This is a genomic window from Paenibacillus sp. ALE3, assembly GCF_054113405.1.
The window spans coordinates 873,554-889,351 of sequence record NZ_CM134214.1; the positions used below are offsets into that span (position 1 = coordinate 873,554).

Sequence of the window (15,798 nt, forward strand, 5' to 3'; positions counted from 1 at the left end):
AACTAAACTGATTTAGTTAAATTGACTTTGTATTTCAAATTCAATGATTACTCGTATTCTATGCTACCTCATAGATGGGAGTCAACAGAGTTAATAAAGGATTTATCCTAATATTTTAAGGAGTAACAACGATAATTTAACGGTTATTATATTTTTTTGATATTTCATAATTCTCTATTTACAAATACAGGTTATTCGATACATAATAGTAGCTATAATTAACTAAACCGCTTTCGTAAAAGTGAATGCATTTACCGCTGGTTATTTTGCATATTTTCCTCCAGCGCTTTATTGTCGGCGGTGCAATGGCCGGAGCTGTGAAGTCTTTATTTCTGAAAGGAAGGTACCGAGTATGAGCGAGAATATCTTTGTATTTCCTGATACGTTTATGTGGGGAACTTCAACCTCTTCCTATCAAATTGAAGGTGGCACAAATGAGGGCGGCAGAACGCCCTCCATTTGGGATACTTTCTGTCAAATACCCGGGAAGGTGATCGAAGGGGACTGTGGAGAAGTGGCTTGTGACCATTTTCACCGCTTTAAAGAAGACGTGCAATTAATGAAACAGCTTGGTTTTTTACATTATCGTTTTTCTGTAGCTTGGCCGCGCATTATGCCCGCGCCCGGCGTGGTCAACGAACAAGGGCTGCTCTTCTATGAGCATCTGCTGGATGAGCTTGAGTCGGCCGGGCTAATTCCAATGCTGACTCTGTATCACTGGGATTTACCGCAGTGGATTGAGGACGAAGGTGGATGGACGCAGCGAGAGATTATCCAACATTTTAAAACGTATGCCTCTGTGATCATGGACCGATTTGGCGAGCGAATAAACTGGTGGAATACGATAAACGAGCCTTATTGCGCCTCTATTTTGGGATATGGTACAGGGGAGCATGCTCCTGGTCATGAGAACTGGAGCGAAGCCTTTACTGCTGCCCATCATATTTTGATGTGTCATGGGATTGCGATCCATTTGCATAAGGAAAAAGGATTAACAGGTAAAATTGGCATTACGCTAAACATGGAACATGTGGATGCCGCTTCCGAGCGACCCGAGGACATAGCTGCTGCTGCCAGAAGGGATGGCTTTATTAATCGTTGGTTTGCTGAGCCATTGTTTAACGGAAAGTATCCTGAAGATATGGTGGAATGGTACGGAACGTATCTGAATGGATTGGATTTTGTACAGCCTGGTGATCTGGAGCTGATTCAGCAACCGGGAGATTTTGTAGGCATTAACTATTATACCCGCAGCGTCATTCGAGCAACTAACGACTCTTCGCTACTGCAAGTGGAGCAGATTCACATGGAGGAGCCAGTAACAGACATGGGATGGGAGATTCACCCTGAATCCTTTTATAAGCTGCTGACGCGGATTGAAAAGGATTTTAGCAAGGGCTTACCCATTCTGATTACGGAAAATGGAGCAGCGATGAAGGATGAACTGGTGAATGGACAGATTGAAGATACCGGGCGTCAGCGCTATATTGAAGAGCATTTAAAGGCGTGTCATCGCTTTATCCGGGAGGGAGGTCAGCTCAAGGGCTATTTTGTCTGGTCTTTCTTTGATAACTTTGAATGGGCCTGGGGATATAGCAAGCGTTTTGGTATTGTACATATCAATTACGAGACGCAGGAACGGACCCCCAAACAAAGTGCGCTGTGGTTCAAGCAAATGATGGAGAAGAACGGGTTTTAAACAGAAAACCAGGTGCAAGTTAGCGATAGCTTCAATTTATGTAGGCCGTCATGCTGTAAAACAGAGCATGACGGCTTTTTAATTTTATAAATCCTTGCGTCAGGTAGGGGATCTATGCAGAAAAATCTTGCAAATCCAATATAACAGGGCAGTGGTCACTGCCTGTAATATGGCAATCAATACTCGCATCCATTAATAGCGGACGAAGCCTCTCTGAGACGAGGAAGTAATCAATCCGCCAGCCAATATTCCGTTCCCTTACCTTTGGCATATAGGACCACCAGGAATAAACATCTGTCCGATCAGGATAAAAATATCTGAAGGTATCTATAAATCCGGCGTTGAGCAGCTGTGACATGCGGTCTCGTTCCTCGGGCGTGAAGCCAGCATTACCGTAGTTGGCTTTAGCATTTTTAAGGTCTATCTCCTGATGAGCCACGTTCAAGTCTCCGCAAATGATGACAGGCTTCTGAGCGTCTAGTTGTTGCAGATAGCTGCGAAAACGGTCTTCCCATTCCAGTCTGTATGGCAATCGCGATAAGTCTCGTTTCGTATTTGGTGTGTACACATTGACGAGGTAAAATTTTTCGAATTCTAGTGTAATAGTTCGACCCTCTGGCTCTTCATTTTCTTCAAGTCCATAATGCGCAGAGAGCGGCTTGATTTTGGTGAAAATAGCTGTGCCGGAGTACCCCTTTTTCTCAGCGTAATTCCAGTATTGAACGTATTCCTCCATGTTCTCCATGAGGATTTGTCCTTCTTGAAGCTTCGTTTCCTGTACGCAAAAAATATCAGCATTCGTTTCTTTTAGATAAGTATAAAATCCTTTGGTTACACAGGCTCTTAAGCCATTTACATTCCAAGATATTAATTTCATTTGATTAAACTCCTTACTACTCCACGCAGTCAAGCGGTGTAATGGTATACCCTCGATAAAAGGCTGTCCCAGACAAGCGCTCAAACAGCGCTGCGGAAACAGCCTTTTCTACATTAAAATAGGTTGTAATACGATGCTAGGCTCCAACATCCACAGTGAGTCCTATTTCGCTGGAAAATAAAAAAAGCTTCCTAAACAGGAAGCTTCGGCTATACGTCCCAGGAGGGATTCGAACCCCCGACCGACGGCTTAGAAGGCCGTTGCTCTATCCAGCTGAGCTACTGGGACATAAAATTCAAGCGAATATTAATATATCATATGGATGAAAAAGATACAAGTCTTATTTTGTATATATCGCTTATTTGGGCTCTACACCACATAAATTCAGAATACACATCGTTTTTTTTGCCTTATAAAAGGGTATGTTAGAATACAGGTGAATATGTTGAAGACGAGTGGTTGAACTTCGGCTGCTGTTTCTCATATAATCTACAAATACTTTAGCTTGCGGAGGAGAGGGGGTGCCTTGAAAATAAAGGACTCCAAGGTGACGACAAAAGAAAATAATATCGTATTGTTTCCGAAGACACTGGACTACTATCAAATTCAACTTACGGTGATGCTTGAGAACGAACGTTACGGAGAGGCGATGGCGATGCTGCGTTTTTTGATGCAGTGTCAGGGACAGGAGCAGAAACAATACGATGAATGGAACGCTCTGTTACAATGGCTGGAAGCTGCATTTCCACAGTACGCTGACAGCGGGGCGGCAACGGACAATGTGGAAGAAGATGAAGTCAGTGAAGTTGAGTTGGCTCGCCGTCATGCACGCTTTAAGCAGGAACAGGATGCAGGCTACGGTAACAAGCTTTTGCAGATGGCTATGGATCAACCGTTATCCGAACAGACGATTCTAGCTTTGGAACAGCTATCCTACTTGGAACTGCCGGAGATCGACGATGCCTTGCTTCGCTGGATTACTGAACGGGAAATCCATCCTCTTCTCCAATTCCGTGTTCTACAGACAATGAGACGCCGTGGAATAGAAGGGACGATAGAAATCAGACGGGGTGATGAAAAGACGGAAATCGATATTGAAACGGTTCCGTTACAGCCCGATGAGTTTCCAGAGGCGATTATGCGTATTTTGGAACGGGTAGCTGACCAGACTGAAGTGCATGAGCCTACACTATTCTATTTTGCACAGGAGCTATGGTCACAGTTTGTGATGGCAGTGTACGGTACGAAAGATTATAGATCAATGTTGGTGGAAGAGGACGGGATGCCGGATATTTGGGCAGCAGCACTCCATCAGACCGTTTCGGAAAGTTTGAACGGGAACAATAATGAGGAAGAAACCCGCGCTATATATGGCATTACAGATGCACTACGCTTCCGTTTTGAGCAAGCGTATCGGTCGATGCGATTATTCGTCGCGGCGGGAATGAACACTCCTTAATGACCGGAAACGTTTACCTGTTAAAGCATTCAAGGGCTGCTCTTGAAAAAGACAGTAATGTTAGATATACTATAGTGGTTATTTTGTGTGCGTTGATTGTAATGAAAACTAAGTGAAGATTTTGTTGGAGGGGAAAGCATAAAATGAAAGCAACTTGGGAGAAAATAGAGAAGAACCTTGGGGTTCTTGAAGTTGAGGTAGACGCGGATCGTGTAGCCGCTGCACTCGACAAAGCTTTTAATAAAGTGGTTAAACAAGTAAGTGTACCAGGATTCCGTAAAGGTAAAGTACCACGTCCTATCTTTGAAAAACGTTATGGTATTGAAAGTCTGTACCAGGATGCAATTGACTTCCTGTTGCCAGAAGCATACAGCCAAGCTGTAGAGCAAACAGACATCTTCCCAGTAGATAGCCCTGATGTTGAAATTGATCAATTTGCTAAAGGCGAATCTTTCAAATTCAAAGCAAAAGTTACGGTTAAACCTGAAGTAACTTTGGGCGATTACAAAGGCGTAGAAGTGCCTGTAAGCAAAAACGAAGTAAGCGACGAAGAACTGGCTCAAGAGCTGGAGCGCCTGCAACAACGTCATGCTGAATTGGTTGTCGTTGATGAAGATGCTGCTCAATCCGGCGATACAGCTATCATTGACTTCGACGGTTCTGTTGACGGCGTACAATTCGAAGGTGGACAAGCTGAAAAGTATTCTCTGGAACTGGGTTCAAATACCTTCATCCCTGGCTTTGAAGACCAAGTGATTGGTTTGCACACTGGTGATTCCAAGGACGTTGAAGTAACATTCCCTGAGAACTACCATTCTGCTGACCTCGCTGGTAAACAAGCTGTATTCAAAGTGAAAATTCATGAACTGAAACGCAAAGTTCTTCCTGAATTGGACGATGAATTTGCTAAAGATGTAAGTGAATTTGACACACTTGCTGAATTCAAGGAAGACTTGAAAAAGCAATTGCTGGAGCGCAAAGAAAACGAAGCTAAAGCAGCTCGTGAGGGCGCTGTAGTGGAGAAAGTTGCTGAAAATGCAACAATCGACATTCCTGAAGCAATGGTCAAGAGTGAAGTGCAAAACATGGTTCGCGATTTCGACAACCGTCTGCGCAGCCAAGGCATGAACCTTGAAATGTTCCTCGGCTTCTCCGGTCAAAGCAAAGAAGACCTGGAAGAGCAAATGAAAGCAGATGCTGAGAAGCGCGTACGCAACAACCTCGTGCTGGAGCAAGTGGCTAAAGCAGAAAACATCGAAGTTTCCGAAGCGGAAATTAATGAAGAACTGCAAAACATGGCTGACACTTACAAACGTTCTGTAGAAGAGATCCGCAGCATTCTGGAAAGTAACGGCTCGTTCGCTAACTTGAAAGAAGAGATCTCCCTGCGCAAAACAATCGCTTTGCTGGTGGAAAACAGCAAAGAAGTTGAAGCGCCAGCTGCAGCTGCTGAGTAATTTAAACGATAAAATATACGGTGTAGGCTATAACAGGCTGCAACGTAGTAATTAGATAAGGATAAGGCACGTAGTGAAAGTTACGTGCCTTATTTTTACCTTAGTCAACCCAAATTTTAGTCGTTTATGGAAAGCGCTGTGAATGGTGTTTTCTGTTTTACATAAGTCACTACCGTACATTTGCACATACATACGAAACATGGTTAAATATGAGAAGGTCTCGGCAGGGTGTCTGTACATAGCCTGCACTTCATATATGAGCAGGCAAATATGACACGAGACTCTGAACATGTTAAAATATTTTGTAAGGTGTTCACGTTTCATGATTGCCGCTTCCGTTTTAATGGGACATAAGGAAGCGGATGAATACAGGTGTTCATTTTAATAAAGAAAAGAGGTTGGTCGTGATGAGTCTCGTCCCTATGGTTGTGGAACAAACGAATCGAGGAGAACGATCTTACGATATTTACTCGCGGTTGCTTAAGGATCGCATCATTTTCCTAAGTGGCCCGATTGATGACGATGTCGCCAATCTCGTCATTGCACAGCTATTGTTCCTTTCTGCGGAAGACCCGGAGAAGGACATTAATTTGTACATTAACTCGCCAGGCGGTTCTGTTACTGCAGGCATGGGTATATATGATACAATGCAATTCATTAAGCCGGATGTATCGACGATTTGTGTAGGTATGGCTGCTAGTATGGGTTCTTTATTGCTCACAGCTGGTGCACCAGGCAAAAGATATGCACTTACCAATAGTGAAGTTATGATCCACCAGCCGCTCGGCGGCATTCAGGGGCAAGCCTCCGACATGCTGATTCATGCGGACTGGATTATCAAAACACGTGCCAAGCTGAATCAAATCTATGTGGAGCGTACAGGTCAGCCCCTCGAAAAAATCGAACGTGATACTGACCGGGATTTCTTCATGGAAGCGGAAGAGGCAAAAGCATACGGTATCATTGACCAGGTGCTGTCTAAACCGATTAATCTGTAAAGGGGTGGCTCTATGTTTAAATTTAATGATGAAAAAGGACAATTAAAATGTTCCTTCTGCGGTAAATCTCAGGATCAGGTTCGCAAGCTTGTTGCCGGACCGGGCGTATATATATGTGATGAATGCATCGAGTTGTGCACGGAAATTGTGGAGGAAGAATTGGGTCATGAAGAAGAAGTAGATCTGAAAGACATTCCAAAACCAATGCAAATCCGTGAAATTCTGGACCAATATGTTATTGGTCAGGATCAAGCGAAAAAATCATTGTCTGTTGCGGTGTATAATCACTACAAACGTATTAATACACAAAACAAAATTGATGATGTGGAACTGCAAAAAAGTAACATTTTGATGCTTGGACCTACAGGTTCGGGTAAAACGTTGCTTGCGCAAACCATGGCTAAAATTTTGAACGTCCCATTTGCTATCGCAGATGCCACTTCCCTTACGGAAGCGGGTTATGTGGGTGAAGACGTTGAAAACATTTTGCTGAAACTGATTCAAGCTGCCGATTATGATGTAGAAAAAGCAGAACGCGGCATTATCTACATTGACGAAATTGATAAAGTAGCTCGTAAATCTGAAAACCCGTCCATTACGCGTGACGTATCGGGTGAAGGTGTACAGCAAGCATTGCTTAAGATTTTGGAAGGCACGGTTGCTTCTGTACCTCCGCAAGGCGGTCGCAAGCATCCACATCAAGAATTCATTCAAATTGATACTACGAATATCCTGTTCATTTGTGGCGGTGCCTTTGATGGTCTGGAGCAAATGATCAAACGTCGTATCGGTAAGAAGGTCATCGGCTTTAACGCGACTAGTGAACAAAAAGATCTGAAACCAGGCGAATATACCTCCATGGTATTGCCTGAGGATCTGTTGAAGTTCGGTCTGATTCCGGAATTCGTAGGACGTTTGCCAGTCATTTCGACGCTGGAGCCACTTGATGAGAAGACATTGGTTCGTATTTTGTCTGAACCGAAAAATGCGTTGACCAAGCAATACCAGAAGATGCTGGAACTGGACAATGTGCAGCTGGAGTTTAAACAAGATGCTCTGGAAGCCATTGCTCGTGAGGCGATCAAGCGTAACACGGGTGCCCGTGGCCTTCGCGCAATTATTGAAGGTATTATGCTTGACGTTATGTACGAAGTTCCTTCCCGTGATGATGTGACGACTTGCGTCATCAACGAGCAGGTAGTAAAAGACAAAATTGCACCGGAACTCGGTGGTACAGATAAGGATAAAAAACAAGAAGAGAGCGCCTAAGGATTGATACTTCGCGATCTCTACAACATGAGAAGCCAGATCTCCACTTCACGAAACCTGTATGAGGTTTTATGGGGTGGAGGTTTGGCGTTAATGGGAGAGAAAAGTATATGTTCTTAAGACAAGACACACGTCCCGTTCAAGTCGGGAATCTGACGATTGGCGGCAGCAATGAAGTCATCATCCAAAGCATGTGCACAACCAAGACGGCAGATGTGGAAGCTACAGTAGCCGAGATTCTTCGTTTGGAAGAAGCCGGATGTCAGATAGTGCGGGTTACCGTCAACAATGAGGAAGCTGCCGCAGCTATTAAAGAAATTAAGAAGCGGATTCATATTCCGCTGGTTGCAGATATTCACTTTAATCACAAGCTGGCTCTACTGGCAATTGAAAATGGGATTGACAAGGTTCGCATTAACCCAGGCAACATTGGACGACGTGAAAAAGTGGAAGCTGTCGTTAAGGCATGTAAAGAAAAGGGGATTCCGATTCGGATTGGTGTAAACGCCGGATCATTGGAACAGCATTTACTGGATAAGTATGGCTACCCTACGCCAGAAGCGATGGTAGAAAGTGCACTGTACCATATCGGGATACTGGAAGAGCTTGATTTCCATGATATTATCGTATCACTGAAGGCTTCTGACGTTCCAATGGCGATTGCTGCTTACACGAAGGCAGCTGAAATTATTAAGTATCCCCTCCATTTGGGCATCACCGAAGCCGGTACACTCTTTACTGGAACGGTTAAAAGCGCGGCAGGTATGGGAGCTCTGTTGGCAGCAGGTATCGGGTCCACCATGCGTATTTCGCTAAGTGCTGATCCGGTAGAAGAAGTGAAGGTAGCACGGGAGTTGCTCAAAACGTTTGGGTTGATCACGAACGCAGCTACATTGATTTCTTGTCCGACCTGCGGGCGTCTGGATATTGATCTGTTCTCTATTGCGAACGAGGTAGAGGATTACATTGCAAAACTCAAGGTGCCGATTAAAGTATCTGTACTAGGGTGTGCAGTTAACGGCCCGGGTGAAGCGAAGGAAGCTGATATCGGAATTGCCGGAGCACGCGGAGAAGGTCTATTGTTCCGTTATGGAAAGATGATTCGCAAAGTCCCTGAGGCTGAAATGGTTGACGAATTGAAAAAAGAAATTGATATCATCGTCAAAGCTTATGAGGAAACAGGTAAAATACCCGGACGTGAAGAGCGTCACGCTGCCGAGAAAGTGTAGGCAAAAGCGGTTATTTTAAAAAAGGTATAATCATAAACTTTTGTCATTGTTTAAACACCGTGGAGAGCAGCTCTGCTACAGAACTGTTCTTCGCGGTGTTTTTGTATTTCTCTCTGATCTTTTGAAAGACAGCCGTTTAGCTCTCGTGGAAAAGGAAATACTGTCTTTCATAGAACAGCATTTTCAAATTGCTGAGATGAGAAACGGAGGGAATACGATGGACTTGACTATGATATTGTTATTGGTGCAAATGTTTTTCGGGATTGTTATTGGTCTGTATTTCTGGAACCTTCTACGGAGCCAGAAAACGAACCGTAGTGCGGTGGATCGGGAATCTCGGAAGGAATTGGATAAGTTGCGCAAATTGCGCTCTATTTCACTTACTAAGCCGCTAGCTGAACGCACACGGCCTGCCACGTTACAGGATATCGTCGGTCAGAAGGACGGGCTGCGTGCGCTCAAGGCGGCGTTATGCAGTGCGAATCCGCAGCATGTCATTATTTATGGCCCCCCTGGTGTAGGGAAAACGGCTGCCGCACGTGTGGTGCTGGAAGAGGCCAAGAAGAATCAGTCCTCCCCGTTCAAAGGGGATGCTAAATTCACGGAAATTGATGCCACAACGGCCCGTTTTGACGAGCGTGGTATTGCGGACCCGTTAATTGGTTCAGTTCATGATCCAATCTACCAAGGGGCAGGAGCGATGGGTGTAGCAGGTATCCCTCAACCTAAACCCGGAGCTGTAACGAAGGCTCATGGAGGGATGTTGTTCATTGATGAGATTGGCGAGCTGCATCCAACGCAGATGAATAAGCTGTTGAAAGTGCTGGAGGATCGAAAGGTATTTTTGGAAAGTGCATATTACAATTCTGAAGATTCGCATACGCCTGCTTACATTCACGATATTTTCCAAAACGGTTTGCCAGCGGATTTCCGCTTGGTTGGTGCGACGACCCGTTCACCGCATGAGCTGCCACCTGCTATTCGATCCCGGTGCATGGAAATTTATTTCCGTGCCCTGCAGCCGCAGGAGATTGCTCGTATTGCTGAAGATGCTGTACACAAGCTAGGCTTTGGTCCTTGTCCAGAGGCAGTAGAGGTTGTACAGCGTTACGCGACCAACGGCCGGGAGGCAGTCAATATGATCCAGCTTGCTGCTGGTTTGGCACTTACCGAGAAAAGGGAACGACTCGATGCTTCGGACGTGGAATGGGTAGCGGGTAGCAGCCAAATTCAACCCCGTCCTGATCGAAAAATACCGGGCTTGCCGCAAATCGGATTCGTTAACGGATTAGCTGTATACGGTCCGAATATGGGCATGCTGCTGGAAATTGAAGTTACTGCGGTTCCGGTTCCCGAAGGAAAGGGAAGCTATAATATTACGGGCGTTGTAGATGAAGAAGAGATCGGAGGTAACTCCCGAACACTGCGTCGTAAGAGCATGGCTAAAGGCTCTGTGGAAAATGTTCTGACTGTTTTGCGTACGCTCGGTTTATCCCCCTCCAATTACGATTTGCATATCAATTTTCCTGGGGGGACACCAGTAGATGGTCCGTCGGCAGGGATTGCAATGGCAACAGCTATTGCTTCTGCAATGCGGGGAATTCCGGTGGATCATGAAATTGCCATGACTGGCGAGATTAGCATCCATGGCCGAGTCAAGCCGATTGGCGGCGTATTAGCCAAGGTCGAAGCTGCTTTTCAGGCTGGAGCCAAAAAAGTGATCATTCCGCAGGACAACTGGCAAGCTCTTTTTGATAGCATTGAAGGTCTAAAAGTCATCCCTGTACAGTCGGTGACCGAAGTGTTCCGTCATGTGTTCGGAGAAGAGATGACGACGGATGCGCCTGTACATGCGCCAATTGAGACTTTTCGCCCATCCCAGTCCTCCTTGTTACAGGCGGATGGAACGCATAATGGGACGATTTCAGATACAGGATCTTGCTAATGAACTAGTCTTTCATTGGTTTTTTTATAAAACATTTGATAAAATATGAAAGATAGCAACGTGAGGATTGTAAAATCCGGAACCTGAGAATCACTGGAGGTGCGAAAGCGATGGGACCCACCAAGACAAAAGGTCGTCGTTTTCCTTTGCTGCCTTTAAGAGGACTTCTGGTTTACCCGAGCATGGTTCTGCATCTCGATGTGGGCCGGGAAAAATCGGTCAAGGCTTTGGAAAAAGCGATGGTTGAAGACAATTTGATTCTCCTGTGTTCTCAATCAGAAGTTAATATTGAAGAACCCACACAAGAGGATATTTTTCGAGTCGGCACGGTAGCCAAAGTACGCCAAATGCTCAAGCTTCCCAACGGAACCATTCGAGTATTGGTGGAAGGGCTGGAACGTGCTGAGATTATTCAATATACGGACAATGAAGAATATTACGAGGTAATGGCGAAGGAACTGCACGAGGCAGAAAATGTGCAGCCTGAAACGGATGCGCTTATGCGCACTGTATTAACTCAGTTCGAGCATTATATCAATTTGTCCAAAAAGGTAACACCGGAGACTCTCGCTGCGGTATCTGATATTGAGGAGCCAGGACGCCTGGCTGATGTGATCACAAGCCATTTGACGCTCAAAATTAAGGAAAAGCAGGATATATTGGAGACGATCGACGTAACTCAGCGTCTGGAGAAGCTTCTAGATATTTTAAACAATGAGCGTGAAGTGCTGGAGCTGGAACGTAAAATCAACCAGCGTGTGAAGAAGCAGATGGAAAAGACGCAGAAGGAGTATTATCTGCGTGAACAAATGAAGGCGATTCAGAAGGAACTTGGTGAGAAGGAAGGTCGCGCAGGAGAAGTTGAAGAACTACGCAACCAGCTAAGTGAACGAGAGTTGCCGGTTCCGGTGAAGGAGAAGGTCGAAAAGGAAATTGACCGTCTGGAAAAAATGCCGGCAAGCTCTGCCGAGGGTGGTGTCATCCGCAATTACGTCGATTGGCTGTTAAGCTTGCCGTGGAACAAGTTCACCGATGATGATCTTGATATTGTCAAAGCAGAAGAAATACTCGATAACGACCATTACGGGCTGGATAAGCCCAAGGAGCGGGTGTTGGAGTATTTGGCCGTGCGCAAACTGGTGAAGACCATTAAGGGACCCATTCTGTGTCTCGTAGGTCCGCCAGGAGTCGGCAAGACCTCGCTGGCTCGCTCGATTGCCAAATCCATGGGTCGGGAATTTGTCCGCATCTCTCTCGGAGGTGTGCGAGATGAAGCAGAAATCCGTGGTCACCGCCGGACTTATGTTGGCGCGATGCCGGGTCGGATTATTCAGGGAATGAAGACCGCAGGAACATCTAATCCAGTCTTTTTGCTGGATGAGATTGATAAAATGGCCTCCGACTTCCGGGGCGATCCATCGGCGGCATTGCTCGAAGTGCTCGATCCTGAACAAAACAACACATTCAGTGACCATTTTGTTGAGTTGCCGTTTGATCTGTCCAACGTGATGTTTGTAACGACAGCCAATGCTGCACATAATATCCCGCGTCCGCTGATGGATCGTATGGAGACGCTCTATATTCCCGGTTACACCGAACTGGAGAAGTTGGAAATTGCCAATCGGTATCTCCTGCCCAAGCAGAAGAGAGAGCATGGCTTGGGAGAGGAACAGTTGGTTATTGGGGAGGATACGCTGCTGCGTGTCATTCGTGAATATACCCGTGAATCTGGTGTGCGTAATCTTGAACAGCAAATGGCTTCTCTATGCCGCAAGGCGGCGAAGTCAGTTGTATCCGGTGGCGAAGGACCGATTGAAATCACACCGGATAATTTGAAAGATTATTTGGGTATCGCCAAATTCCGTTACGGTGTAGCAGAACTGGAGGATCAGATCGGTACGGTTACAGGCTTGGCGTGGACAGAGGTCGGTGGTGAAACACTGATGATTGAAGTGACGGTCGTGCCTGGGAGCGGGAAACTGATCCTTACGGGTAAATTAGGAGACGTTATGAAAGAATCCGCGCAGGCGGCATTCAGCTACACTCGTTCCAAAGCAGTCGATCTGGGCATCGAATTGGATTTCTATGAGAAAAATGATATCCATATTCATATTCCTGAGGGAGCAATTCCGAAGGATGGCCCATCTGCCGGAATCACGATTGCTACTGCATTAATTTCGGCTTTGACCAACCGTCATGTATCCAAGGATGTAGCGATGACGGGCGAAATTACCCTGCGCGGTCGCGTATTGCCGATTGGTGGTTTGAAAGAAAAATCGCTGGCTGCCCATCGGGCAGGCTACAAAAAAATTCTGCTTCCCAAAGATAATGAACGGGATTTGAAGGATATTCCCGACAGTATCCGGCAGGATGTTGAATTTGTCCCCGTTGCCCATATGGATCAGGTGTTAAAGCATGCTTTGGTTGAGCAGGCAAGGGTACATTAGAGAGGAATTAAAGACACAATGAAAGTAACAAAAGCAGAATTTATAATAAGTGCGGTTGGTCCGGATCAGTTTCCTGTGGACGCTTTGCCAGAGATTGCTCTGGCGGGGCGCTCCAATGTTGGAAAATCATCACTGATTAATCGGATGATTAACCGTAAAAATTTGGCGCGTACCAGTTCTACGCCGGGTAAAACTCAGCAACTCAATTATTACCGGATTAATGATGAGCTCTATTTTGTCGATTTTCCCGGTTACGGTTATGCTAAGGTATCCAAAACGTCACGTAAGGCTTGGGGACAAATGATTGAGTCTTATTTGCTGGAACGTGAGCCGCTCAAGCTGGTGCTACAAATGGTAGATTTGCGCCACCCACCGTCCAAGGATGATATCATGATGTACGACTGGCTGCGCCATAACGGGCTTCCTGTCTGTGTTGTAGGTACAAAAGCAGATAAAATCCCTAAAACACGTCGAGAAAAGCACTATAAGGTAATCAAGCAGGAACTTGGAATACTTCCCGGGGGTTTGTTTATCCCCTTTTCATCCGAAGAAGGCATGGGCAAGGAAGAGCTGTGGTCGGTTATCTCCAGTTATATCGAGAATGACGACGAAGAGCAGACGGAATTGTAAGGTTAGGGGCGTCCTTAAGGGCGCCTTTTTTTTATGATGTTGGATTCAAAAACATTAAACTCACTAAAAGGGTAGGAATAATATATAATAAACAAAGGAAATCGTGGGATTTAAGCATAAAAGTGAGCATATGGAGGATAATACAGCTGCGATTACGGTATTTTCCGTTTATCTTCGATGAATGGCGGATATTTATGATTTGATACGCAAGAAAGCGCAACAGGTCTGATGTATAATAAAGTATAAAGCTTACACTAAAGGTTCAGGAAAGAATTGAGGAGATTGGTATGGCACAGCGGTTAGCCACAGAGTATGTAAAAACCACTTTGACCTTGTCAGAAACCCAAATGGACGAATTTTTGCAGGCAGTGGATGATCCCCAGGTGCATTACCGCATTAAAGTTCTGGATAACGGAAGACAGGAAATTGTTATAGAGCATATTGCGGGTGAGGAAGTTCATTTATTTTTTGAAGCCAAAGAGGGAGCGTTTGTTTGTGAATTAACTTGCCGCTTAGTTCATCCACAGCTAACCCTGTTTATACGCCAACTATTTGTTCGCTTTAAGGGTGAAGGTATTGTTTACCGCATGTATCAAGGATTCACTATGGTGTATTTTTATAATGAAGGTGCGGTCCGCAAAATTATGGAAAAGAATGCGGAAGGCTCTAGGCTGGTGTTTGAATATAGAAATACAGTGCAAGAACTGCAGCAGCTTTTTCAACATCAGAACGTCGAAAATGAAATAGCAGATATATACAACCTCATTAATTCGTTACTTGACGAGCGGAATTTGGCGCGTACTTTCTCTGAGCTGGAACAGATTGACCATAAGCTTCGGATGAGTTGCTCCAAATTATTTGCACTGGAAGCTTAAAAGGCTGAATATATGGAATGAATTGTTATACAGTGTAGTCCCTTTCTTTGCCGAAAGGGGCTTTTTTATTCCAAAAAAATGATTGCATTTGCTGCACATAGATGTTATTTTTAATCTCGTTGAAAATGAATATAGGAACCAGGATTCACTCAGGACATTGAATGTTGCGAGAGGTTATCCCTCGGAGAAGTGAATGACGTAGGTCCTAGCGGATGAAATTTTTTTCAAACATTTTATTCCTAGGAAGGGGGAACCGAAAGATGGAATTGGAATACTCAACTTTCGGAAGACACGTTGCCGTAGATACTTGGGGTGTTGAGTTTGAATTACTGAATGATGCGCAGTTTCTGGAGGCTCAATTAGTTGAAGCTGCTGAAGCTTGCGGAGCAACGGTGATGTCCGTTCAATCCAAGCAATTCGAACCACAGGGAGCTACCGTGCTTGTACTGTTGTCGGAGAGTCATCTCTCTATTCATACGTATCCTGAGAGAGGGTTTGCCGCTATTGATTGTTATACTTGCGGTGAGACTGTTGATCCGCAGCTGGCTATTGATTACCTGGTATCCGTTCTAAAACCGAAAAAAACATATGCGAAGAAGCTGATTCGCGGCTTGGGAGAACTTCAGGTGGAATCACCGAAGTGCAAGTTGGCTGAGTTGGTATAAATCTTTTTTATGGAGCCTTTTGTGCGTCCTATATTATAACCATGGAACAATTCCATGGTTATTTGTTTTAAAAGTAGTTCAAACTAAACTAAATCATACAGAACGTGCTGGATGTTTATGAAAGCTATCCAATTTTCATAAACAATTCATAAAACAGCCGAAGGGGATTCGGACTTCTGTGATATAATTAACATAGTTTATGATAACAATGAGTATTCTTATTACAGTTTAGGCAGGTGAATTTTACA

The 15,798-nt window shown here is 44.9% G+C and carries 12 protein-coding genes and 1 tRNA gene; 11 read left to right on the plus strand and 2 right to left on the minus strand.

The features are described from left to right. Positions 1-352 precede the first annotated feature (352 nt). Positions 353-1,699 (plus strand): GH1 family beta-glucosidase, encoded by a 1,347-nt coding sequence (locus ACXHJ2_RS04005; protein ID WP_165081747.1) that lies wholly within the window; start codon positions 353-355, stop codon positions 1,697-1,699. A 112-nt stretch (positions 1,700-1,811) separates the two neighbouring features. Here ACXHJ2_RS04005 and ACXHJ2_RS04010 read toward each other — a convergent pair whose 3' ends face one another. Next, entirely contained in the window at positions 1,812-2,576 is a 765-nt protein-coding gene (locus ACXHJ2_RS04010; protein WP_165081749.1) for an exodeoxyribonuclease III, read from the minus strand. Positions 2,577-2,790: 214 nt separating this feature from the next. Continuing rightward, positions 2,791-2,864 (minus strand) — tRNA-Arg (locus tag ACXHJ2_RS04015). A 238-nt stretch (positions 2,865-3,102) separates the two neighbouring features. Between ACXHJ2_RS04015 and ACXHJ2_RS04020 the strand changes: the two genes are divergently transcribed. From ACXHJ2_RS04020 to speD, 10 genes are all read left to right on the plus strand, one after another. After that, positions 3,103-4,035, plus strand: a complete 933-nt coding sequence (locus ACXHJ2_RS04020) for a hypothetical protein (RefSeq protein ID WP_165081751.1) — start codon at positions 3,103-3,105, stop codon at positions 4,033-4,035. A 143-nt stretch (positions 4,036-4,178) separates the two neighbouring features. Next, a complete protein-coding gene (tig, locus tag ACXHJ2_RS04025) occupies positions 4,179-5,492 on the plus strand; it encodes a trigger factor (RefSeq protein ID WP_058712258.1) in 1,314 nt (437 codons plus the stop codon). A gap of 407 nt (positions 5,493-5,899) precedes the next feature. Beyond that, on the plus strand, positions 5,900-6,490 hold the full coding sequence (gene clpP / locus ACXHJ2_RS04030) for an ATP-dependent Clp endopeptidase proteolytic subunit ClpP (protein WP_016324659.1): 591 nt from the start codon (positions 5,900-5,902) through the stop codon (positions 6,488-6,490). A 12-nt stretch (positions 6,491-6,502) separates the two neighbouring features. Further along, positions 6,503-7,759, plus strand: a complete 1,257-nt coding sequence (gene clpX / locus ACXHJ2_RS04035) for an ATP-dependent protease ATP-binding subunit ClpX (RefSeq protein ID WP_013372695.1) — start codon at positions 6,503-6,505, stop codon at positions 7,757-7,759. A gap of 110 nt (positions 7,760-7,869) precedes the next feature. Further along, a complete protein-coding gene (gene ispG / locus ACXHJ2_RS04040) occupies positions 7,870-8,988 on the plus strand; it encodes a flavodoxin-dependent (E)-4-hydroxy-3-methylbut-2-enyl-diphosphate synthase (RefSeq protein ID WP_165081753.1) in 1,119 nt (372 codons plus the stop codon). A gap of 217 nt (positions 8,989-9,205) precedes the next feature. Further along, complete coding sequence (gene lonB / locus ACXHJ2_RS04045) at positions 9,206-10,933, plus strand: ATP-dependent protease LonB (RefSeq protein WP_016324658.1); 1,728 nt, start codon at positions 9,206-9,208, stop codon at positions 10,931-10,933. 110 nt (positions 10,934-11,043) lie between these two features. Next, positions 11,044-13,380: an endopeptidase La gene (gene lon, locus ACXHJ2_RS04050; protein ID WP_025678468.1), complete on the plus strand. Its 2,337-nt coding sequence runs from the start codon at positions 11,044-11,046 to the stop codon at positions 13,378-13,380. Between the two features lie 18 nt (positions 13,381-13,398). Next, positions 13,399-14,010, plus strand: a complete 612-nt coding sequence (yihA, locus tag ACXHJ2_RS04055) for a ribosome biogenesis GTP-binding protein YihA/YsxC (RefSeq protein WP_013372691.1) — start codon at positions 13,399-13,401, stop codon at positions 14,008-14,010. A 287-nt stretch (positions 14,011-14,297) separates the two neighbouring features. Continuing rightward, positions 14,298-14,885, plus strand: a complete 588-nt coding sequence (locus tag ACXHJ2_RS04060; RefSeq protein WP_165081755.1) for a non-ribosomal peptide synthetase module — start codon at positions 14,298-14,300, stop codon at positions 14,883-14,885. Positions 14,886-15,151: 266 nt separating this feature from the next. Further along, positions 15,152-15,550, plus strand: a complete 399-nt coding sequence (gene speD / locus ACXHJ2_RS04065; RefSeq protein WP_025678464.1) for an adenosylmethionine decarboxylase — start codon at positions 15,152-15,154, stop codon at positions 15,548-15,550. The last annotated feature ends 248 nt before the right edge of the window (positions 15,551-15,798 follow it).

What these genes read in the sequence shown, in the direction of transcription:
- ACXHJ2_RS04005 (WP_165081747.1), top strand. Translation starts at nt 353, where the DNA reads ATGAGCGAGAATATCTTTGTATTTCCTGATACGTTTATGTGGGGAACT.
- ACXHJ2_RS04010 (WP_165081749.1), bottom strand. Translation starts at nt 2,576, where the DNA reads ATGAAATTAATATCTTGGAATGTAAATGGCTTAAGAGCCTGTGTAACC.
- tig (WP_058712258.1), top strand. Translation starts at nt 4,179, where the DNA reads ATGAAAGCAACTTGGGAGAAAATAGAGAAGAACCTTGGGGTTCTTGAA.
- clpP (WP_016324659.1), top strand. Translation starts at nt 5,900, where the DNA reads ATGAGTCTCGTCCCTATGGTTGTGGAACAAACGAATCGAGGAGAACGA.
- clpX (WP_013372695.1), top strand. Translation starts at nt 6,503, where the DNA reads ATGTTTAAATTTAATGATGAAAAAGGACAATTAAAATGTTCCTTCTGC.
- ispG (WP_165081753.1), top strand. Translation starts at nt 7,870, where the DNA reads ATGTTCTTAAGACAAGACACACGTCCCGTTCAAGTCGGGAATCTGACG.
- lonB (WP_016324658.1), top strand. Translation starts at nt 9,206, where the DNA reads ATGGACTTGACTATGATATTGTTATTGGTGCAAATGTTTTTCGGGATT.
- lon (WP_025678468.1), top strand. Translation starts at nt 11,044, where the DNA reads ATGGGACCCACCAAGACAAAAGGTCGTCGTTTTCCTTTGCTGCCTTTA.
- yihA (WP_013372691.1), top strand. Translation starts at nt 13,399, where the DNA reads ATGAAAGTAACAAAAGCAGAATTTATAATAAGTGCGGTTGGTCCGGAT.
- ACXHJ2_RS04060 (WP_165081755.1), top strand. Translation starts at nt 14,298, where the DNA reads ATGGCACAGCGGTTAGCCACAGAGTATGTAAAAACCACTTTGACCTTG.